23 protein-coding genes are annotated in these 20980 nt (G+C 68.9%); 3 read left to right on the top strand and 20 right to left on the bottom strand.

Translation table 11 applies throughout. The features are described from left to right. The 18 genes from dmpG to ABD844_RS08415 form a co-directional block, all read right to left on the bottom strand. Nucleotides 1-582 (bottom strand): 4-hydroxy-2-oxovalerate aldolase (gene dmpG / locus ABD844_RS08330; RefSeq protein ID WP_344874647.1); only part of this gene is annotated, 582 nt, incomplete at its 3' end. Further along, nucleotides 579-1499 carry an acetaldehyde dehydrogenase (acetylating) gene (locus tag ABD844_RS08335; protein ID WP_344874650.1) on the bottom strand — a complete coding sequence of 307 codons (921 nt, stop codon included), beginning with the start codon at nucleotides 1497-1499 and terminating at the stop codon, nucleotides 579-581. The genes ABD844_RS08335 and dmpG, both read right to left, overlap by 4 nt. Continuing rightward, nucleotides 1496-2263, bottom strand: a complete 768-nt coding sequence (locus tag ABD844_RS08340) for a 2-keto-4-pentenoate hydratase (protein ID WP_344874652.1) — start codon at nucleotides 2261-2263, stop codon at nucleotides 1496-1498. Before ABD844_RS08340 ends, ABD844_RS08335 begins: the two co-directional genes overlap by 4 nt. After that, nucleotides 2260-3141, bottom strand: coding sequence for an alpha/beta fold hydrolase (locus ABD844_RS08345; RefSeq protein ID WP_344874654.1), 882 nt, complete (start codon nucleotides 3139-3141; stop codon nucleotides 2260-2262). The genes ABD844_RS08340 and ABD844_RS08345 overlap by 4 nt, the downstream gene beginning before the upstream one ends. A gap of 3 nt (nucleotides 3142-3144) precedes the next feature. Then, nucleotides 3145-3783, bottom strand: a complete 639-nt coding sequence (locus ABD844_RS08350) for a cysteine hydrolase family protein (protein WP_344874656.1) — start codon at nucleotides 3781-3783, stop codon at nucleotides 3145-3147. Then, nucleotides 3780-4859, bottom strand: a complete 1080-nt coding sequence (locus ABD844_RS08355) for an amidohydrolase family protein (RefSeq protein WP_344874658.1) — start codon at nucleotides 4857-4859, stop codon at nucleotides 3780-3782. Before ABD844_RS08355 ends, ABD844_RS08350 begins: the two co-directional genes overlap by 4 nt. Continuing rightward, complete coding sequence (locus ABD844_RS08360; protein ID WP_344874660.1) at nucleotides 4849-5178, bottom strand: extradiol ring-cleavage dioxygenase; 330 nt, start codon at nucleotides 5176-5178, stop codon at nucleotides 4849-4851. Before ABD844_RS08360 ends, ABD844_RS08355 begins: the two co-directional genes overlap by 11 nt. Then, entirely contained in the window at nucleotides 5178-6056 is an 879-nt protein-coding gene (locus ABD844_RS08365; RefSeq protein WP_344874662.1) for a DODA-type extradiol aromatic ring-opening family dioxygenase, read from the bottom strand. Before ABD844_RS08365 ends, ABD844_RS08360 begins: the two co-directional genes overlap by 1 nt. A gap of 19 nt (nucleotides 6057-6075) precedes the next feature. Then, entirely contained in the window at nucleotides 6076-6885 is an 810-nt protein-coding gene (locus ABD844_RS08370) for a creatininase family protein (protein WP_344874664.1), read from the bottom strand. 45 nt (nucleotides 6886-6930) lie between these two features. Then, nucleotides 6931-8172, bottom strand: a complete 1242-nt coding sequence (locus tag ABD844_RS08375) for an ABC transporter substrate-binding protein (protein ID WP_344874666.1) — start codon at nucleotides 8170-8172, stop codon at nucleotides 6931-6933. A gap of 35 nt (nucleotides 8173-8207) precedes the next feature. After that, the gene (locus ABD844_RS08380) at nucleotides 8208-9257 is read right to left on the bottom strand and encodes a branched-chain amino acid ABC transporter permease (RefSeq protein ID WP_344874668.1); all 1050 of its coding nucleotides are present in this window, start codon (nucleotides 9255-9257) and stop codon (nucleotides 8208-8210) included. Next, a complete protein-coding gene (locus tag ABD844_RS08385; RefSeq protein WP_344874670.1) occupies nucleotides 9254-10132 on the bottom strand; it encodes a branched-chain amino acid ABC transporter permease in 879 nt (292 codons plus the stop codon). The genes ABD844_RS08380 and ABD844_RS08385 overlap by 4 nt, the downstream gene beginning before the upstream one ends. A 10-nt stretch (nucleotides 10133-10142) precedes the next feature. Continuing rightward, nucleotides 10143-10853 carry an ABC transporter ATP-binding protein gene (locus ABD844_RS08390; protein ID WP_344874672.1) on the bottom strand — a complete coding sequence of 237 codons (711 nt, stop codon included), beginning with the start codon at nucleotides 10851-10853 and terminating at the stop codon, nucleotides 10143-10145. Continuing rightward, nucleotides 10853-11647 carry an ABC transporter ATP-binding protein gene (locus tag ABD844_RS08395; protein WP_344874674.1) on the bottom strand — a complete coding sequence of 265 codons (795 nt, stop codon included), beginning with the start codon at nucleotides 11645-11647 and terminating at the stop codon, nucleotides 10853-10855. Before ABD844_RS08395 ends, ABD844_RS08390 begins: the two co-directional genes overlap by 1 nt. Nucleotides 11648-11993: 346 nt before the next feature. Beyond that, on the bottom strand, nucleotides 11994-12686 hold the full coding sequence (locus tag ABD844_RS08400) for a FadR/GntR family transcriptional regulator (protein WP_344874676.1): 693 nt from the start codon (nucleotides 12684-12686) through the stop codon (nucleotides 11994-11996). Between the two features lie 214 nt (nucleotides 12687-12900). Then, on the bottom strand, nucleotides 12901-13398 hold the full coding sequence (locus ABD844_RS08405; RefSeq protein WP_344874677.1) for a flavin reductase family protein: 498 nt from the start codon (nucleotides 13396-13398) through the stop codon (nucleotides 12901-12903). Further along, entirely contained in the window at nucleotides 13395-14618 is a 1224-nt protein-coding gene (locus ABD844_RS08410; protein ID WP_344874679.1) for a styrene monooxygenase/indole monooxygenase family protein, read from the bottom strand. The genes ABD844_RS08405 and ABD844_RS08410 overlap by 4 nt, the downstream gene beginning before the upstream one ends. 102 nt (nucleotides 14619-14720) lie before the next feature. Next, on the bottom strand, nucleotides 14721-15704 hold the full coding sequence (locus ABD844_RS08415) for an AraC family transcriptional regulator (protein ID WP_344874681.1): 984 nt from the start codon (nucleotides 15702-15704) through the stop codon (nucleotides 14721-14723). A 734-nt stretch (nucleotides 15705-16438) separates the two neighbouring features. Here ABD844_RS08415 and ABD844_RS08420 point away from each other — a divergent pair. From ABD844_RS08420 to ABD844_RS08430, 3 genes are all read left to right on the top strand, one after another. Then, entirely contained in the window at nucleotides 16439-17485 is a 1047-nt protein-coding gene (locus ABD844_RS08420; protein ID WP_425568526.1) for a TerC family protein, read from the top strand. 242 nt (nucleotides 17486-17727) lie between these two features. Next, the gene (locus ABD844_RS08425) at nucleotides 17728-17964 is read left to right on the top strand and encodes a hypothetical protein (protein WP_344874685.1); all 237 of its coding nucleotides are present in this window, start codon (nucleotides 17728-17730) and stop codon (nucleotides 17962-17964) included. A 22-nt stretch (nucleotides 17965-17986) separates the two neighbouring features. Beyond that, nucleotides 17987-19054 (top strand): aKG-HExxH-type peptide beta-hydroxylase, encoded by a 1068-nt coding sequence (locus ABD844_RS08430; RefSeq protein WP_344874687.1) that lies wholly within the window; start codon nucleotides 17987-17989, stop codon nucleotides 19052-19054. Nucleotides 19055-19498: 444 nt separating this feature from the next. Here ABD844_RS08430 and ABD844_RS08435 read toward each other — a convergent pair whose 3' ends face one another. Beyond that, the gene (locus ABD844_RS08435; protein WP_344874689.1) at nucleotides 19499-20350 is read right to left on the bottom strand and encodes a hypothetical protein; all 852 of its coding nucleotides are present in this window, start codon (nucleotides 20348-20350) and stop codon (nucleotides 19499-19501) included. Nucleotides 20351-20424: 74 nt separating this feature from the next. Further along, nucleotides 20425-20805, bottom strand: coding sequence for a peptidase inhibitor family I36 protein (locus ABD844_RS08440; protein ID WP_344874691.1), 381 nt, complete (start codon nucleotides 20803-20805; stop codon nucleotides 20425-20427). Between the last annotated feature and the right edge of the window lie 175 nt (nucleotides 20806-20980).

The following is a 20980-nucleotide window of genomic DNA, read 5'->3' on the forward strand; positions in this document are numbered from 1 at the left end:
GTGGATGCCGAGTTGGGTGCCGGGGTCGAGGACGTCGCGGTAGGCGCGGACGCGCTCGCGTACGCCGTCCATGGTGAGGCGGCCGCCGGAGTCGGTGACGTAGACGCAGTGGGCGCCGTAGGACTCCATGAGCTTGGCCTGCCTGGCCAGCTCGGCGGGGGGTGCCATGTGGCTGAGCATGAGGAAGCCGGCCACGTCCATGCCGATCTCGCGGGCGGTGGCGATGTGCTGGGCGGCGACGTCGGCCTCGGTGCAGTGGGTGGCGATGCGGATGGAGCGGACGCCCAGGGAGTAGGCGTGCTTGAGTTCGGCGATGGTGCCGATGCCGGGCAGCAGGAGGGTGGTGAGTTTGGCCCGGTTGATGTTGGCGGCGGCGGCCTCGATCCACTCCCAGTCGGTGTTGCTGCCGGGGCCGTAGTTGACGGACGCGCCGGCCAGGCCGTCGCCGTGGGCGACCTCGATGGCGTCCACGCCGGCGGCGTCGAGGGCGGCGGTGATGCGGCCGACGTCGTGGGGGGTGATGCGGTGGCGGACGGCGTGCATGCCGTCCCGCAGGGTGACGTCCTGGATGTAGAGGTTCACGCTGCCGCTCCTGCGATGGCCAGGCGTTCGGCGACGCGCAGGGCGGCCGAGGTCATGATGTCGAGGTTGCCGGCGTAGGCGGGCAGGTAGTGGGCGGCGCCCTCCACCTCCAGGAACACCGACACGCGGGTGGTGACCGGCTGGGGGGTGAGCGTGGTGACCGGCTCGTCCACGGGAGTGAACTGCACGTCCTGCTTGAGACGGTAGCCGGGGACGTACTTGGCGACCTCGGCCACCATCTCCTCCACCGAGGCGCGGACGGCGTCGTGGTCGGCGTCGCCGGTCAGGCAGAAGACGGTGTCACGCATGATGAGCGGCGGGTCGGCCGGGTTCAGCACGATGATCGCCTTGCCGCGGGCCGCGCCGCCCACGCGTCGGATGGCGGCGGAGGTGGTCTCGGTGAACTCGTCGATGTTGGCGCGGGTGCCGGGGCCGGCCGACTTGGAGGCGATGGAGGCGACGATTTCGGCGTAGGCGACGGGGGTGATGCGGGAGACGGCGTGCACGATGGGGATGGTGGCCTGGCCGCCGCAGGTGACCATGTTGAGGTTGTTCGCGGTGAGGTGGGTGTCGAGGTTGACCGGGGGGACGACGAACGGGCCGATGGCGGCGGGGGTGAGGTCGATGAGGGTCTTGCCGTACGGTTCCAGCTTGGCGGCGTTGGCGATGTGGGCCTTGGCTGAGGTGGCGTCGAAGACGATGTCGATGTCGGCGAAGCCGTCCATGGCGATCAGGCCGTCCACGCCCTCGTGGGTGGTGGGCACCTTCAGGCGGCGGGCGCGGGCCAGGCCGTCCGAGGAGGGGTCGATGCCGACCATGGCGCCCATCTCCAGGGCGCCGGAGAGACGCAGCACTTTGATCATCAGGTCGGTGCCGATGTTGCCGGAGCCGATCACGGCCACCTTGGTCTTGTTCATGAAGGATCGTCCTCGAAGGTCACGGCCACCGAGCCGAGCCCGGAAATTTCGGCCTTTATGGTGACGCCGGGGGAGACGGGGGCCATCGGTCCCAGCGCGCCGGACAGGATGACCTGACCCGCGCGCAGTGGGTCGCCGAAGTCGCGGGCGGTACGGGCCAGCCACAGCAGCGCGTTGAGCGGGTCGCCCAAGCAGGCGGCCCCGGTTCCCTGCGAGACGAGTTCGTCGTCCGCGTACATGCGCATGGTGGCCTCAACCGGCTCGAACGCGCTCAGGGGGAGTCGTTCGGAGCCGAGCGCGTACAGGCCGCTGGAGGCGTTGTCGGCGACGGTGTCGGTGATCGTGATGTCCCAGTCGGCGATGCGGCTGTCCACGATCTCCAGGGCGGGGACGGCGTACTCGACCGCCGCCCGTACCGCGGCCGCATCGAGGTCGCCGGTCAGGTCGGCGGCGAGCACGAAGGCTATCTCCGCCTCGATCTTGGGTTGCAGCAGACGGTCGGCGCGCGTGTGGCCGGACACCTCCATGTCGGCGAAGAGCACGCCGAAGTCCGGCTGGTCCACGCCGAGTTGCCGCTGCACGGCGGGGGAGGTGAGGCCGATCTTCCTACCGGTCACGGGCGCGGCGCGGCGGCGGGCGTTCAGGCGGCGCTGCACCTCGTAGGCGCTGGGGATGTCGGTGACGAGGTCGCGGACCGGCCGGCACGGCCTGCCGGTGGAAGCCGCGTCCGCCAGCCGGTCCACCGCCTGGTCGATGGCGGTCATCGCGCGGCGTTCCCGGATGCCGTGGTCGCCTCGCCGGTCAGGAAGGGCTCAACGACGGCGAGGAAGTCGGCGGTGCGTTCGATCATCGTCCAGTGGCCGCAGCCGGCCAGGATGTGCATCCGGGCATCGGGCAGCAGGTCCAGCAGGGCGGCCGAGGAGCTCCACGGCACCACTTTGTCGTCGCGGCCGTGTACCAGCAGCACCGGCTGGGTGATCGCGTTGAGCTCCGCGCCGGACAGGGCCAGATCGTCGACCCACCGCTGGCGCGGCGGCGGGAACATGGCCGCCCACGAGTCGCGTACCGAAGGGCGCGTGCTCGCCTCGTAACGCATCTGGACCAGGTCGTCGGTGATGAGCTCGCGATTGTAGGCGAACAGGCCGATGACCCGGCGCGACTCCTCGATGCTGGGCTCGTACCGCCAGACCCCGTCCAGTCCCTCGGGCAGCGGCATCGCGACGCCCATGCTGCCCATCAGCACGATGCGGCGCAGCAGGCTCGGGCGGGCCGCCGCGAGCGACAGCGCGATCGCGCCGCCCATCGAGTTGCCGATCACGTCGGCGCGGTCCACGCCGAGCTGGTCGAGCAGGGCCAGCGCGTGCCCGGTCCAGGCACCCCGCCCGTACGTGCGCGGCTCCCCGGTGGCCGTGCCGCCGAAGCCCAGTTGGTCCGGCGCGATGACCCGGCGCGAGGCCGACAGGACGGGAATGATCTGCCGCCAGTTGGCCAGCGCCGTCACCCCGGGACCCGAGCCGTGCAGGAGCAGCAGCGGGGGCGCCGAGGCGCCGGACGGCGGTTCGCCGGTGTCGATGACGCTGGTGGCGACCCCGTCGATCTCGACGGTCCTGGCCGTGGGGGTCACGTTCACGGTCGTGCTCATTGATCACTCCTCATCGTTCGTGGTTGCGCCCGCCGCCGTGGCAGGCAGGCCGTTGAGCAGGGCTGTGGCCGCGTTGAGGTCGGTCACGTCGGCGAAGACGGTGCCCATCACGCGCAGGCTCGCCCGGTGCAGTTCGTCGAAGTAGCCGGCGACGGCGTCGGTCACGACCACGGCCTTCAGGTCGCGGAAGAACGCGTCGCGTACCGTCGACTCGACGCAGAAGTCGGTGCGCACGCCCGCCACCACGATGCGCCCGATCCCGCGCTCCTGAAGCATCTGTGCCAAGGGCGTCTCGTAGAACGCGCTGAACCGGGTCTTGACGATCTCGATGTCGCCGTCCCGCACGTCCAGACCGGAGACCAGCTCGCCGCCCCAGGTGCCGGCGCGCAGCCCGGCGTGGCGCAGGAACGGGCTGCGCTCGCCGAGCAGCCCGACCTCGCCGTCGCCGGACCACTCCATCCGCACCCACATCACCGGATGTCCGCCCGCGCGGGCCGCGGCGACCAGCGTGTTGATCGCGGTGACCAGCTCGGGAAGTGCCTCCACGGTGAGTCCCGCGCGGGCGAAGACGCCGTCGGGATGGCAGTAGTCGTTCTGCACGTCGATCACGACCAGCGCGGTCCCATCCGTCCGGCCGCTCATCCGACCAGCCTTCGGGTCACCGGCTCGACGTCGATGGACAGCAGCCGCTGGACATTGCCGCCGAGGATCGCCGCCGCGTCCGCCGCAGGCAGGCCGAGCTCGGAGACCGTCTGCAGCGGCACCTCATCGGCCAGGTCGAACGGCATGTCGGTGCCGAGCAGCACGTGCCCGGCGGTGACGTCCTCGATCAGCCGCCGCAGTGTGGTGCCGTTGAACACAGCGGTGTCGTAATACAGGCCGGACAGGTAGTCGGCGGGCAGCTCGGGCGTGGTACGGGCCACCGGCTTGCGCCGCCAGCCGAGGTTCAGCCGGCCGCCGACGCCGTGCACGCAGCCACCGCCGTGCGCCAGGCACAGCACCAGACCGTGCCGGTCCAGCACGCCACCGAGGATCAGCCGGGAAGCGGCCAGCGCGGTCTCCACCGGGTAGCCCAGCAACTGAACCAGGTAGTACGACGCCAGCCGCTCGGCGGCCGAGGCCCGGCTCGGATGCAGCAGGGTGAAGCTGCGGCGTGCCGACAGCTCCCCCCAGAGCTCCTCGTTCCTCGGGTCGTCGAGCTCGACGCCGCCGCCGAAGGAGCCGATGGCGGCCCCGGCGAAGCCGAGCCGGTCGAGGCAGCGCACCAGTTCCGCGGTCGCCTCCGGATGTCCGATCGGTACCGTGGCCAGGGCGAACAGCCGGTCGGGCGCGGTGGCCACGAACTCGGCGAGGGCGTCGTTCACCCGGCGGGTCACGTCCATGACCAGGCCGGGATCCTCGCACATCGAGCCGAACACGAACGGTGGCGCGGAGACGAGCTGCGCGTCCACGCCGGTGGCGTCCATCGCGACGAGCCGGGCCGCCACGTCGTACTGCTGGGGCGCGACCGGGATCCGCGACCAGCCCACCAGGCCGCTCAGGCGGGGGTCGAGCGTGATCGCGCCCTCGGGCAGCGCCGCGAGGTCGGCGTGGCCCGAGGCGGCCAGGTCGCGCAGCAACGGCATGGGCAGAGCGTGTGCGTGCACGTCGATCACGGGGGTCCGGGTGGCCGGGCGGGCCGGCGCGGATCCGGGCCGCCGTCCGGGCTCAATCACCACGGTTCGCCATGTACTGGTCGTACTCATCACCGAGCAACGATCGGATGAGGGCCATGGCCGGGGCGGAGGTGCCCGCCTTCTCGCCCGTGCCGTACACCAGACGGGCGAGCTGGCTGAGCAGGTAGGGGTGCAGCCCCAGCTCGTACAGCCTGCGGAAGTCCCGGTCGCGGATCGCCTCGCGTTCCTCGCCGGTCAGCGGGTACTCGGCGAGCACGGACTCCTCGTCCGTCTCGAAGCGGGCCCGTAGGTCGTCGTTCCATTTCAGGTCCTGGACCAGGTCGTTGGTCCGCAGTTGTGGCCGGAAGTAGTCCAGCGCCATCACTTCACCTCCGCCGTGTCGTTGGTTGCCGTCATGTCCCAGCGCACCGCTCCGACGCCGCAGCGCCAGTCCTCGAAGGCGACGTAGCCCAGCGAGGTGCACGGCCGCTCGCCGATGGCGCCGAGGACGACGACCCAGGACAGCAGCTCGGCGGTGCCGCCGGACCCGGCCTCCTCCATGCGGTCGAAGGTGGCCTCGGCCAGTATCTTGTCGTGGTCGCCGGCCTCCAGCAGGTCCAGCCACCAGCGGTCGAACTTCTCGTCGATCTCCAGGTAGCGCGGGCCGCCCGGCTCGTGGCTGAGGCCGCCCGAGCCGAACAGGCCGACCCGCAGGTCGCCGGGCAGCCCGTCGTGGATCGCCGCGCCGAGCGCGGCGCCGAAGGCGTAACAGGCCCGCTCGTCCGGGACCGGGGGGATGGTGCAGTTCTGCAGCACCGGTATCAGCGGTACGCCGAGGTCCGCGAGCCCGAGTTTGGTCACCGGCACCGAGACGTTGTCATCGAAGCGCAGGTTCTCCCGAGCGCCGTCGACGGTGACGCCGGTCGTGCCGCGCAGCCGGTCGTACAGGGCGGTGGCCACCTCGGGGGCGCCGGGAATGTCGTAGTCCGGCACGCGCAGCCACGGCTTGAACCACTCGTCCGGCCCGTGGTGGCGATCCGCCAGCCCGAAGGTGAAGTCGATGCCGGAGCCCACCCGGTGGTTGGCGACGTGGTCGTTCCCTATGAGCAGGAGCACGTCGATGTCCGACTCCACGATGGCCTGGCGGAGCGCGGCGTACGCCTCGTTCACCACCTGCCGGTCCTCCTCCGGCGCCCTGTCGAACCAGCCGGTCAGCCCCGGCGCGTGGCTGGCGGCGACCGCCAGCGAGATCTCGGCCATATCTGTCCTTGCCTCCTGCTCAGTCGTTCTCGGACAGCGCCGTCGCGACGGCGTCCGCCATGGCTTTGGCGTGGTGGTCGTAGTACCGCCACTCGTCGTAGGACGGGTGCGGGTCGCCGTGGTATCCCAGCGGCGTCACCTTGGGCGCGTGCTCCCCGCCCCTGCGCCACTCGGCCAGCTCCGGCGCCGACAGGTACGCGGCGGCCAGGTGCTCCTGCTCGTCCCAGTTGACCAGCTCCGGGAAGTACCGGCCGACCAGCGCGGTCTCGGTCTCGCCGCCGTGGGTCTTCAGCCGGCCGCGCCACTCCTCCGGCGGGTCGTACAGGCGCCACATGGGCTCCTCGCCGGTCTGCTCCAGCCGTGCCGGGGAGGCCCCGTCGTCGAGCCACTGGACGCCCGCGTGACCTGCGGTGTGCTTGGCCCGCACGACGTCCGCGACCATCTGCTTGTGCCGGAGGTCTCCCTGATGGTTGACCAGGAACACGCGGGTGAACCCGCTCTCCAGCACGGTGTCCAGGATGTCTGACAGCAGGCCCTCGGCGATTTCGCGGCGTACCCGGAAGGAGCCGGGGAAGGCCCCGGTGACGAAGTTGATGCCCCAGTAGTACGGCGGCGCGATCAGGCTCTCCACGCCGCGTTCGGCCAGCCGCCGCCGGGTGAGGCGGCACAGCAGGTACGAGCCGTACACGTCGGTGCCGAGCGGCAGGTGTGGCCCGTGCGCCTCGATGACCCCCAGCGGCAGGAACATGGGCGGGTTGCGCAGCGCGGCGGCCTCAAGCTCCTGACCCGTCATCTCGGCGACGGTGTCCTCGAAGATCGAATATGACAAGGTGACCCTCCTTCCTGTGGTTCTCGACGCCGGTGGGCTCGTGGATCATTCGTCTCCTCCCTCCCGCGCGACCCAGGACTCGCCGTCGAAGTGCTGCACGACGTGCCCATGCACCGGTGGTGCCGTGGGGTCGGTGGAGTCGAGCGTGACGCCCGGCAGGAGCACGTCCGAGATCGAGTCGCCCTTGAGCGAGTGCACGGCGTCCATGAGGGCCTGCCGGGTGGGCGCCTTGGTCTGCTGCAGCGCGGCGACCATCGTCTGAGCCTCGCCGTAGGCGATCTCCCCGTTCACCAGGTTGCCGAGCGCCTTGGGGAAGGACTTGATGCGGTCGAGGTACTGGGCGACCCCGGGATCGTCCTTCCACTGCGGGTCGTCGGCGGCCTTGATGAACGAGGCCGAGTACAACGTGCGGAGATCGGTCAGCTTGCCCACCTTGAGGACGCCGGTGATGTCGGAGGTGTTGTTGGCCATGTAGATGTCCGGCGACCAGCCGAGCGTCCCGGCGTGCTTGATGCCGCTGATCATCAGCGGTGGGAGCACCACGGCCATGAACAGCACGTCCGCCTTGGTGCCGGCCAGTGAGGAGATCTGGCTGTCGACCGTCGAGTCGGTGCGCCCGTACGTCGCGATCTTGACGATCTCGACCTGGGAGCCGGCGATGCCCTGCTCCAGCCCGTTCAGGTAGCCCTGCCCGAGGTCGTCGTTCTGCCGCAGCACGGCCACCGTGATCGGCTTGTTCTGAGCCGCCAGGTATTTGCCGTACGCCTCGCCCTCGGAGTCGGGCGTCGGACCCCAGCCGATCGTCCAGGGATTCTTGGCGCGGTCACTGAACTGCGCCCCGCCCGCATGGGTGAACAGGTGTGGCACCTTGTCCGCGTTCGCCCGCGCCATGATGGCCTGGTTCGGGCCGGTCCCCAGCGGGTGGAACACCGCGAACACCTCGTCCTGATGGACCAGCCGCTGGTAGTTCTGCACGCTCTTGGCGGGGTCGTAGGCGTCGTCGTAGTACAGATATTCGATCTTGCGGGTCTTGCCGTCGGCCATCTTGACGCCGCCCTGCGCGTTGACGTGAGCGAAGTACGCCTGCGCGGCGGCGACCGTCGCCTCGCCGATCGCCGCGAGCGGCCCGGACAGCGGCTGGCTGGTGCCGATCTTGACGGTGGTGTCGGTGATGCCGGGGTCGGTGCCGGCCGAACCGGTCGCGTCCGAGCCGCGGCCGCAGGCCGCCAGCAGCAGCAGACTCGCTGTGCCCGCGGCCAGCGCCAGGTTTCGGGTGAACAGTCTCAACGCATCGCTCCAGGGGGTGGGAAGGAACATTTCGGTCAGGCGCTCGCGTGCTGCTCAGCGCTGGGCGGCGCGGCCGCCGGAGTTGCCGGACGCGGGCTCGCCAGCAGCCGGGACCATCCGGCCCGCAGCGCTCCGCTGAGTCCGCTCGGCACCACGAAGAGCACGATCAGCAGGGCGACGCCGAAGAACAGCGCGGAGCGTCCTGGGGTGGCCTTGTCGGTGATGTTCGGCACGAGGATGTAGAAGGCCGCCCCGATCACGCACCCCAGCGGGCTGCGCACTCCTCCTACCACCAAGGCGACCAGCATGGAGATCGACAGCGTCAGGGCGAGCGAGTCCACGCCGATGTAGTGCACCGCGGTGAGGTACAGCCAGCCCCCCACCCCGCCGTACGCCGCCGCGACCGTGAAAGCGAGCACCTTGTAGCGCTGCACCGGGATCCCGACCGACGAGGCGGCGATCTCGCTGGTCCGGATCAGCGTCAGCGCCCGTCCCACGCGGCCCGCCAGCAGGTTGTGCGCCAGCAGGAACATCACCGCCCCCACTGCGAGCACCAGCAGGTACTGCCACTGGTCGTCGGCGAGGCCGCTCCACGCCGGCGCCTGCACCGTGGTGACTGCCAGCCCGACCGGTCCCCCCGTCAGCCAATCCAGCCGGATCGCCAGCGGCGCCATCACCACGGGCAGCGCCAGCGTGATCACGCCGAACGCGAAGCCGCGCAGCCGCACCGCCGGTATGGCCACGATCACGCCCGCGATCACGCACAGGACCACCGCCAGCAGGAACGAGAGCGGCGCCGGCCAGCCGTGCGCGAAACCGTAGCCGCCGGAGTACGCGCCGATCCCGAAGAACGCGCTCTGACCGAGCGTCACCTGGCCGGCGTGTCCGGTGAGCACGTCCATCCCGCGGAGCGAGACGGCCAGCGCGATCACCAGCGCCAACTGCAGATTCGTGTACGGCGAGGCGTTGAACGGAATCGCGACCAGGACGGCGGCCGCCACCGCGCCCAACACCCATCTGGTCGTCCGCCGCGCTGTGAGCTTCGCGAGCCCGCCGCGCCATCCTTCCTGTGCAACGCGGGTCATACCCGCATCACCTCCCGCCGCCCGAACAGTCCCTGCGGCCGGATCAGCAACACGACCGCCATGATCACAAGAGGCACCGCGATCTGCAGGTCGGTGCCGACCAGCGGGATGTAGGTGCCGGCCAGGTTCTGTACGACGCCGAGCACCCAGGCGGCCACCACGGCGCCGATCGGGCTGTCCAGCCCGCCCAGGATCGCCGCCGCCACAGCGTAGATCAGAACGCTGTCGAGCATGCCCGGCTGCAGCGAGATCTTGGGGGCGATCAGCACCCCGCCCAGGCTGCCCACCGCCCCCGCCAGCGCCCAGCCGGTCATCAGCAGGACGCCGATCGGCAGCCCGGACAGCGCGCTGGACTGCGGATTGTCCGCCACGGCGCGCAGCGCGAGCCCCAGCCGGGTCCGCTGGAACAGCACCTGCATGACCACGATGACGGAGACCAGCACGGCCACCGTGCCGACGTCGTGCACGGTGAAGCGCGCCGAGCCGAGGCCGAGGGCGTCCGACGGGAACAGCGACGCGATGGTCTTCAGGTCAGCGCCCCAGATCCAGATCACCACGCCGTTGATCGTGGTCATGAGCCCGACGGTCACGATGATCATCGTGAGATGCTCGCGCCCCTCGAAGCGCCGGATCAGCAGCCGCTCGATGACCGCTCCCATCACGATCGCGATCACGACGGCCAGGACGACGGCCAGTACGATCGGCACGCCCGTCTGGCTCATCGCCCAGGCCAGATAGGTGGAGAGCACGGCCATCTGCCCCTGAGCAAAGTTGATCATCCCCGTGGACCGGTAGACGAGCACAAGGGCCAGCGCGAGCGCCGCGTAGATCGAACCCGTGGTCATCCCATCGATGACCTGTTGCACTATGTTCATCGATAGCTCCTCACGTGCCCAGGTAAGCTCGGCGCACGTCGTCCCGGCCGACGATCTCCGCGGCCGGCCCGGCGACCGCGACGCGGCCGGATTCGAGCACGGACGCCCAGTCGGCGACGCTCAGGGCCAGGGTCGCGTTCTGCTCGACGACCAGCATCGACACGCCCCACTCGGCGCGTAGCCCGACCAGCGCGTCGAAGACGCGACGGGTGATCACGGGTGCGAGGCCGAGCGACGGCTCGTCCAGGACCAGCAGTTTCGGGCGGCTCATGAGCGCCCGGCACACCGCCAGCATCTGCTGCTCGCCGCCGGACATCGTGCCGGCCGCGGCCTTGATCCGCTTGGCCAGCGCCGGGAACATCGCCAGACAGCGCTCCAGATCGGCGCGAACCGCCGGCCGGTCGCGCCGCAGCAGGGCGCCGACCAGCAAGTTGTCCCGAACGCTGAGGTTGGCCAAGGTGCCACGGCCCTGCGGGACATGCGCCACGCCGAGGCGGGCGATCCGCTCGGTGCTCAGGCTCGTGATGTCCTGCCCGTCGAAGACGATCTCACCACGCCGCGCGATCATGCCGCACAGCGCGCGCAGGGTCGTCGTCTTGCCTGCGCCGTTCGCTCCCAGGAGCGCTGTCGTGCCGCCCTCCTCGACGGTCAGCGTGACGCCGTGCAGCACTTCGGCGGCGCCGTACCCGGCCCGCAGGTCGCGTATCTCCAGCAGCGCCATCACGCCGCTCCGAGGTATGCCTCGACGACCGCCGGGTCCCGCTGCACCTGTGCGGCGGTGCCCTCGGCGACCTTCACGCCCTCCACCAGCGCGATCACCTTGTCGGTGATCGCCGAGATCATGCCCATGTGGTGCTCGACGAGCAGCACCGCGATCCGGTGGTCGACGCGGATCCGCTTGATGACCTCGGCCAGGTCCATCACCTCTTCATGGGTCAGCCCCGAGGCGAGTTCGTCCAGCAGCAGCAGCTTCGGCCCGGTGAGCAGCGCCCGTGCCAGTTCGACCCGCTTCTGCCCGCCGTAGGACAGCTCGCCTGCGGGCAGGTCCGCCTGGTGCTCGATCTCCAGATAGCCGAGCAGCTCCCGGGCGGCGGCGATGGTCCGCCGCTCCTGCCGGACGGCCTGCGGCAACCGCAGCGCGTACGACAGCGGGCCGGAACGGATGCCGATGTGACCGCCGGTGAGAACGTTCTCCAGCACGGTGTACTGGGGCTCCAAGATCGGATGCTGGAACGTCCGCGCCACGCCGTACCGCGGCATCTCGTGCGGTCTGCGCCGCGTCACGTCCACGCCCTCGACGCGGATCCGGCCAGAGGTCGCCGGATAGTAGCCGCAGACGCAGTTGAACAGGGACGTCTTGCCCGCGCCGTTCGGCCCGACGAGCCCGACGATCGTCGCCGGTTCGACGACCACGTTCACATCCGAGAGGGCTCGGACGCCGCCGAGCAGCAGTGACAGTTCGGTGATTTCAAGGCTGGGCCGGAGGTCTCCGGACGGCGCATCGGGCTCAGGCACACGCGGGTCCCATCTCTCTGCTCAGGTGGGTACCAGGGGGGTACCGACCCAATGAATGCATCGAATATATAGTTTGGCCCGCGACGGTGACAAGAGGCGCTAAGTCCGGTTTATACCTCTTTTGGTAAACCTGCTGTTACAGGGGATGCACGGCGTGTTCAGGCGGACGAACTCGTCCGGCCGTAGCCGGCGATCGCCGGTCATCGGCCACGGCGAGACCCGCGAAGCGGGCCTGGCCCGCAGCCGGACATGCCCATGATCATTCGAAGCCCGGGCAGCGCGAAGATCCGGTCCAGGCCGACCGTGCGTGTGGAAAGAGAGCCGCGACCCGCGCGCGGCGCAGTCGTCAGCGGCCCGCGGTCAGGCGCACGTGCCGCTCCCCGGCACGCCGAGCGGCTTCCACATCGCCTGCGCAGACCGCCTCCACGATGGCGATGTGCGCCTCTCGGGCCTCGTCGCCGCCGAAGCCGGCGCCGGGCACCACCGCGTTCACCTGGCTCTCGATGAAGTCGAGCAGACCGAGGTACATGTGCTGGAGCACGACGTTGGCGCTCATCTCGGCAAGTTTGCGATGCAGCGCCCAGTTCGCCGTGAGGTAGGTGTTCGGGTCGTCGAGACTGTTCAGAAACTTCTCGAGCAGCGCTCTGAGCGCGAGAACGTCATCGTCGGTGCGATGACGCGCGGCCTCGACCACGACCATCGGATCCAGCGCGTCGCGCACCGCCAGGCAGTCGGCCACGGTGACCGCCTCGCTGCGCAGTTCCAGAACCTTGTTACCGAGCCGGACGAACCCGGCCGGTTCGCTGACGAAGATTCCCCCGCCGTTGCCCGGCCGCGTCTCCACCAGCCCGCGAGACTCCAGCATCCGGATCGTCTCGCTCACCGTCGCCGCGGCGACGCCATACTTGACCCGCAGATCTTCGCGCGTGCCCAGCCGATCGCCGCGCGCCCACTCCCCGGACAGGATCCTGCTCTCCAGCTCGCGCACCAGGGCCTCGGCTCGTGACATCTTGGGCGGCAAGGGCGCGACATCCGGCACGTGAGCAATCCCGATCTCTCGTGGGCCCCGTCGGACGCCCCCGCGCCCGGCGGTCGACCGGAGGAACACCGGTCACGTCCATTAACTATACTCGATAGGTCTGATCGCGACGCGAAGGCGGCCCTCGCAGCGCTCACCGCCGTCCTGGCCGAGCACCGGGGGCGAGGGCCGGGCCGTAGGAGCGGACTCGGTCTCCTCGTTCTGTCTCAGGTCTTCAAGCGCGGCTGGCTACGCGGCCCTCGCCGATGGCCATCTCGGGCCAGAACTCCCGGTAGCGGCCGGAGTGGAAGACGAGCGGCTCCCCTTCGGCCCGCTGGTAGCGCTCCACCGCCCCGATGAAGATGTGATGGTCGCCGCCGTCGTGGACGCGCTCCGTACGGCAGACGAAACTGGCCAGCGTTCCGGCGAGCACCGGCAGGGGCGCGCCGAGCAGTTCCACCCCGGCGAACTTGTCGGTTGAGGGCGTGGCGAAGCGCCTGGACAGGTGGTCCTGGTCGGCGGCGAGGACGTTGATGGCGAACCGTCCGGCCCGCAGGAAGAGCGGCGCGCTGGGCGCCCGGTTCGACAGGCACCAGAGCACCAGCGGCGGATCGAGCGAGACCGAGGTGAAGGAGTTGACGGTCACGCCGGCCCGCTCCCCATCGGCGGTCGCCGTCGTGATCACCGCCACCCCGGTCGCGAACTGCCCGAAGGCATCACGGAGCGATCTCATGCCGCGACCCTGCTCAGGTAGGCCTCGGCTCGGCCGGCGTCCATGAACCAGCCGGCGTAGTCGGCCGGGTTGTCGAAGCCGTTGACGAAGCGGGAGGCGATCTCCGCACGTTGCCCGGCGGCGCCCAGGAGCGCCAGGTGGTGGGGTTCGGCGGGCGCCAGCAGGGCGTTGGTCCAGTTCGTGACGTGCTGGGCCTGCGTCCAGAAGAGTTCGAAGGTCCGCCGCATCCAGTCCGCGTCGAACGGCTGCGCGCCCCGTTCCACGATGGCCCGCAGATAGGTGGCGGCGCACTTGGCGGCGTTGTTGCTGCCCTGCCCGGTGATCGGGTCGTTGAGCACCACGACGTCGGCGACGCCGAGCACCGGTGCGCCGGAGGGCAGAACGGCGACAGGACGGCGAACCGTGGGGGCGAAGCGGCCGGTCAGGACCGCGTTGGCGTCGGTGAGCTCGATCCCGGCGCAGCGCTCGGCCTCCCACGGGAAGAAGGTTTCCAGGATCTGGCGGCTGCGCGCCAGATGCTCGGCGGGGCCGCGCACGTCGCCCCAGCAGTCCATGGGGCCGCCTGGCACGCCCTCGAACACCATGATCTCGCAGGGGCCGGTGTGTGTGAGCGCGGGGAAGACGAAGTACTCGCCCACGCCGGGGAGCAGGTTGAAGCAGACCGCCGAGTGATCGGGGCGCGGGGTGAGACCGTTGACGTAGGTGACCGCCAGCGCGCGTTGCGGAGCGGCGTACGGGGAGTGCGAGGGGTCCCGCTCGAAGAGCGAGGCGATCTGTCCCTTCCCCGCGGCGACGAGGACCAGGTCGTACCGGGCGGCATAGCTCTCCAGGTCCTCCGGGGTGGCGTCGTGCAGGATGAGCTTGCCGCCGAGCCGTTCGAACTCGCCCATCCAGGCCGGCATCTTCAGCCTCTGGTCGACCGAGCGGGCCGGGACGTCCAGCCGCGCCGCCCAGTCGAGTGCCTTGCCTCCCTCCGGGCCGGGAACCGTGAGCGCGATGCCCTCGATGGGCGGGCAGACGTCGGCCCACCGGTCCAGGCCGAGCTCACGCTCGTGAGCCTGCGCGGTGCCGAACATGGCCTGGCCGGACATCACCCGGCCGTCGCGGATGGACTCGGGGGTGCGATTGGAGACCACGGTGACGTCGTAGCCGTGCTGGAGCAGGCCGATGGCCAGGTGGAGGCCGGCTTGACCGGCACCGACGACGAGGATCTCGCGCATGGTGGTGTGTCCTTTCGGGGTCAGGAGTGGAGGTTGCGATCGGCGCCTGACAAAAAAGGTACGGTCGGCGCGTCCGCCCGAGCCATCCGCTGAGCGCGGATCTCATCCACCTGACGCGGAACCCCTGCGCAACGTCTCCGACGGCGGCTGCCCGTACCTCTCGCGGTACTGGGCGGCGAAACGTCCCTGGTGCAGGAAGCCCCATCGGGCGGCCACCGTGGTCACCGTGGCCCTGGCGGGGTCGGCCGTCCTGAGCTCGTCGTGGACCCGCGCCAGTCGTACCTGCCGGAGGTGGGCCATGGGGGTCAGCCCGAGATGCGCGCGGAAACCTTCCTGCAGAGAGCGGCTGCTGACCGCGACGGCGCCGGCGACGTCGGCGGTGGTGAGCGGGAGGTGCGCGTGCCCTTCGATGAACTCCATCGCCCGGCGCACGACCTTCGGCAGAGCGGGCGGCCTGGGTGTCGTCAGCCGCTCCAGGTAGTTGGAGGGCTGCATGGTCAGCAGCAGGGTGATCAGGGCGTTCTCCAGGTGGGCGATGGCCAGCGGATGGCCGGTCAGCCCGTCGTCGCGCTCGGCCTCCCTGACGAGCAGGTCGGCCATGTCCCGCCAGGACCGGGTCCAGCCCGCCGTCAGGTCCACGCCGGGGTCGAAGACGACCGGGGCGTCGAGGTGTTCGCCGAGCATCTGCTCCAACGAGCGCTCGATCGAGGTGCGCTCGAACTTGACCACCAACTGGGGGCAGCCGGCGGCCCAGCGCATGTCGAGGTGGCGGGTCGGCGAGGGCAGCGAGGCCAGCGAAGTGGTCGAGACGATCTCCTTGTCGCCGACGCGGATCAGGCTGCGCCCGGCGAGCGGGATCATGACCAGGAAGAACGTGTCGAGGTCGCCTGGTTCGATGTGCACGTCGGCCCCGTAGTCGAGGTAGCTGACGCGGACCGAGCCGAGCTGGACGGAGTTGAACCGGGCCGACAGCAGGTCCGCGTCCCCGGCCAGCTCGAGCCGGTGCGGGCAGAACACCTTGGCGACCTCGCCGCGGACCTCGTCGAGGTCGGAGCTGGCGAAGACGGCACGATTGCTGAGGAGCACACCAGATGATCGCCGTTCTCGGCCTCGGTCTTACATGTAAAAGGACGCACAAGAGAGCCTGAGCTGGACTTCCACCCGGAAACAGCTCATGCGTGCCGTCGGCGACCACGTCCGCGACGGTCACCGCGCCGAAGTCGCCCTGGAGCGGACCGGCCCGGACCGGCCTGGACCGCAACCCTGCCACGTGCCTTGCCCGCTATCGGGCCACCACCGCCTCCTGGCATACGCCGCCACGGAGATCACCGAAGCGCAGCTCGACCGGCCGCACCCGTGTCCCGCTGACCGTCCGGTGCAAGACCTCACCGCGCAGCGCGAGATCCTCGCTTGAGCAGCTCGGCGCGAGCGTTCTGGCCCGTCTCGTGAGACCCTGCCTCCGTCTCACCTGGCCTTGTCCAGGTCCCACGTCAGCGACAGGGTCATGGTCCGATGTCCCGCCGGGAGATCGACCACTCAGCCCGGCATGGCAGGATGTCCTTCGGGATGGAGTATGTCCGGGGATCTCCCGCGTTCTCGCGTGGGTGCCTCGGGTAGCTCGAGTCAAGGCTCGGGTATTTCACATACTGCATTCCGTATGTAAAATCGCAACGAAAGTGGAGGGGAGTACTCCTTCGCGGCCGCGTCGTCATCACGGACCTGTCTTGGGCCCGGTGCGGTCGGTCCGCAAACATGCGGGCGGAGAAGACCTCCGACGGACGTGTCAACGCCAAGTCGGAGGAGCGCTCATGCCCCCACCTATGCCCGTGCCCGCCTGGCTGTGGGTAGCCACCATCGCGGCCCTGCTCGGGCTCATCGTCATCGACCTGATCGTCGTCAACAGGAGACCCCACAAGGTCACGATCGCCGAGGCGACGCGGTGGATCGCCTTCTACGTCGGCTGTGCCGTCGCTTTCGGCGCAGGCGTGTGGATCTTCGGCGGCGGCGAATACGCGGCCGCCTACTTCACCGGTTACATCACCGAGTACTCGCTGAGCGTGGACAACCTGTTCATCTTCATGATGATCATGGCGAGCTTCGCCGTGCCCGCGATCCACCAGCACCGCGTGCTGCTCATCGGGATCATGATGGCGCTGGTCATGCGCGGGATCTTCATCGGGGTGGGCGCGCAGGCCGTACAGCGCTTCAGTTGGGTGTTCTGGATCTTCGGCGGCATCCTGATCTACACCGCGTGGAAGTTCGCCTTCAACAACAACGAGGACGAGGAGTACGACCCCAACGGCGGCGTCGTACGACTGGTGCGCAAGCTGTTCCCGGTCACCGACGAGTACCACGGCTCCCGGCTGACCATCAAACGCGACGGTCGCCGCTGGCTGACCCCGATGTTCATCGTCATGATCGCCATCGGTGGCGCGGACCTGGTCTTCGCGGTCGACTCCATCCCCGCCATCTTCGGCATCACCCAGGACGCCTACCTGGTCTTCGCGGCCAACGCGTTCGCGCTGATGGGGCTGAGACAGCTGTACTTCCTGCTCGGCGGGCTGGTGGAGAAACTCGTCTACCTCACCTACGGCCTGGCGGTCATCCTCGGTTTCATCGGCGTGAAACTCGTCCTGCACGCCCTGCATGAGAACGAACTGCCGTTCATCAATGGCGGTGAGCACGTCACCTGGGTACCTGAGATCAACAACTGGGTCTCGCTGGCCGTCATCGTGGCCGTGCTCAGCGTCACGACGGTGGCCAGCCTGATCAAGTCCAGGCGCGACACGAGCCGGGGCAGCGAACTGCCCGAGCCCGAGCCCAAGCCGGGGCCCGAGCCCGAGCCGGTCGATCCGGCGCGCAACTGACTGACCGTGGGGAGCAGGCTCGCGCCCGGCAGCGAGCCTGCTCCCATACCTCAGCGACCACCGACTTCCGTCCCTTCAGGGGCGTGCCCCAGCGGGCGAGCCGACCACGGCTGAGCCGGGGACGCGACCCAGACGAAGATCTTGATTCCGAGGTATTGACGGTCGCCTTTTGCCGACTCACCATGAGCTGGTCGCGGGCCGATTTCCCGGTTCGTCGCGAGCCCACGCGCGAAGGGGTTCCGATGTCAGGTGAAGAAAAAGTCCAGGCCGGCCAGGGCTCAAGGATCACGGTCGAACTCATCGACGTCCTCATGAGGGGACTGGAAACGGCGAGGAGCAATGCGCTGGTCGCGGGAGAAGAGACCTCGCTGTTCTGCGGCGTGGCCTATTCGAATGGCCCGGTGTCCTGCCCCGTGAGTTATTGGCATTCGGACACCGGAACGGGAGAAGTGTGTCCGTGGCTCTACACGCACGCGTAGCTCTTGGTTCAGGGTGCGGGACATGCTACCCACCCCCATCGGCATGACGAACGTGTCGGCAGTCGAATCGAGGCTGGCCAACGGCGTGCCGTTCGGAAGTTACCAGCACATCTCCAGCAACCTGTCGGCGATCTACGCCGAGTTGCTCGCCCTTGTCGCCACGCGGTCCTCCGCGGCGGCGAAGCTCCTCCAGGAGCTTGAGCACGTCGATCACGGGTGCCGAGAGGTCGTGTTCCGGGATTCCCTTGTCCGGCGCACGATCGAGGACGGCGTCTGCGGCATCGTTCAGGGCGCGGACGCCATCGACTCGACGACGCTCGACAAGCTGCTGCTGGCTACGGCGGAGAAGTCCGTCACGACGAGGCGGCCCCTGCTGAACGAGACCGCGGACATCATTCCCTTCGGTCCGCAGGACCATTTCTCCTGGCATGCCTGGACCGATGACCACCCCGCGACACCGGCCGGCCGGCGATTCCAGCAAGAGGTCCTCAAGCGACTCCCCGGATTTCGCATCGAGGTGCCTTCGGCGGATCAGATCGGCATGCTCGACGAGGGGGCCCGCCTGGGCCTGCGGATTGTCCCCGACCTTGTCCGAAGCGCGATGTCACATGCGTTCATGGTGGTCGTCGGAGAATTCACCGGCGGAGAACATCACTTCAAGGCCCTGACGACACCGGGCCTCCCCGGAGTGATCATTCTGTCGCCCAACGCCTTCTCCGGCGCCTTCGACATGGCCGAGACGTTGCTTCACGAGTCACTGCACCTCAAATTCTTGGACATCGACTACGTCAGCCCACTGTTCACCCCCGGATTCAGATCGGCCGGCTCGCCACGCGTCACACCGGTCTGGCATCAGGACAGGCCCGGATACGGGAATTGGCCGATCGACAGAGTGCTTACGTCGATGCACGTGTATCTGACGCTCGCGGTCTTTCTCGAAAACGCCGGATCGGAACGTGCGGCGCAGTGCAGGACCAGGTCGGCTTGGCTGTTCGAAAACGTCCAGTGCCATCTGGGCCTGCTCACCCCGGCGGGCCGGGAGTTCGTCGCCTCGATCGGCGAAATGCTGGCCGTATTGTCCGACCGTTAGCAGACCCTCAGGTAGCGGGGTTCGACGAGCAGCGGAAGGAAAGTCTCAGCTTTGGATCGGCAGGGCTCGGATTCGAGGAAGGTGACCTCAATACGGAGGCGAGCAACGGTGTGATCGCTCTCGACACCTGGACTGTGGCGGTGTTGAAAGAGCGCAGTCCTGCCGCCGCGAGCTCCTGGACCGCTGCCTGCGCCGGAACGAACGCCACCTGCGGCACGCCTCGTGCGAGTATGAACAGTTCTACAACCAGCACCGAGCCCATCAAGCTCTGGTCCAGGCGGCACCACTACGCGCCGTCCCAGGTCCGATCACCGATCCAGCAGACCCGGGGCAACGTTGCCGCAAGGCCGGAGGTTACGCGGGTGGCCCATTGATCGCGCAGGGTGAAATCCCCTGATGAGCGCCCGCGCCGGCGCGCGTCGTGGGTTTCTGGCACCTACAGGCTCAGCCCTGCTCCGCGAGAACCCGGCGGGCGGCCGCGAGCTGCTGGTCCTTGGCCGCCCCCAGCGCACGGAACTCGGCGGGGTACGCGCGGACGACATTGTCCTGGATGCGCTTCTCTACGCCGGACCAGACGGAGACGAGGCCGGTCTTCACCTTGCACCGCACATCCGCCTGTGCCGTGCGGATCTCCTCCTGCGTGGGAGGGCCACCGCTCAGCCACCGTTGATCGGTGATGGCGGCGAGCGGGTCGGCATAGCGCAGCTCCTCGGCCCGCATGCACCCACTCCAGGACCGGAAGACCTGGAGCACCTTCGGGTCGCGCTGGGACTCCTCGAACGTCTGCGTGATGAGCTTGTTGAACAGCGCCATATCGACCGGAGGCGCCCCCTGCTCGATATGGCTCCGCGCCTGCTGCAGGCAGCCATCCGTCTCGCCGTACACGGCCTGCCGTTCCGCCGCCGACAGGCCCTTCGTACGCCTCTCACGTGCCTCGGCACGCCGGGCCACGGAAGGGCGGTCCGGAGCGACATGGTAGCCGTACAGACGGGCTATCTCCGGTTCGACGACACCGTAGCGGCGGCGGTTGGGCGGCTCCAGGTCGTCCGCCGCGCCCGGCGGCACCACCTCCCACACCATGCCCCGCTTCCGCATGCAGTCGCGGACCAGGAGATCCTCGGCGGCCTCAAGGATCATGATGTCCGCTGTGGAGAAGTTGTACCTGTCGAAGGGGACGGACAGCTCGCGCGCCTCCACCCCCGGTGCCGGCACCGGGGGGTTCGTTCTCGCCGCCGTCGAGCAGGCCGTCACCACGGTCAGCAAGGCCGCGACCGCTCCCGCCAGCCGAACAGGCACGTCGATTCCTCCGAGAGGCTGAACTTGCAGGCGTGCACGTCGGCCTGCGCGGTGGAGCCGAGCCCCAGGAGGCGCTATGGGTTGACGCGCTTGACGGAGCTGGTCAGGTTGTCGAAGCCGTTATTCGTCAGGTCGCTGTCCACCGACCTCGGGGCCGCCACGTATCCGTAGGAGCCGGCGCAGTTGGCGCTGTTGTAGAACTGGATCCTCCCGGCCGAGGGGTTCCTCATGGAGCTGGCCTTGTTGTTCAGGGTGCCCGCATTGACGCACCCGTTGGAGGTGAAGAGGAACTCCTGTTCGGTGCCTGTGTAATTATCGTGCTCGTACAGGCAGAAGCTGCTGAGACAGGAGCTGGCAAGCTGCTCGGCGTTGGCCTGGACGGGTAGGCCGATGCCGAGCAACCCGGTCATGGCCAACGCCACGACGCCGGCCCTGCGGATGGTCTGTCGCCTCATGTCCACCTCATCCTGAGAAGATCTTGGTCGCGCCAAAGCATAGCGATGCACGCTGGTCGATTTCGCGAATTCGGTCAATTTGCGGACACAGTTCACCAAATAGACCAGACTGCCCTTAGTTGTGCTTTGCTATGAAAAATTGGTGAGCCTTGATCTTTCGTGATCTTGGTGTGGT

This window comes from Nonomuraea antimicrobica (assembly GCF_039536965.1).
GTDB lineage: Bacteria > Actinomycetota > Actinomycetes > Streptosporangiales > Streptosporangiaceae > Nonomuraea > Nonomuraea antimicrobica.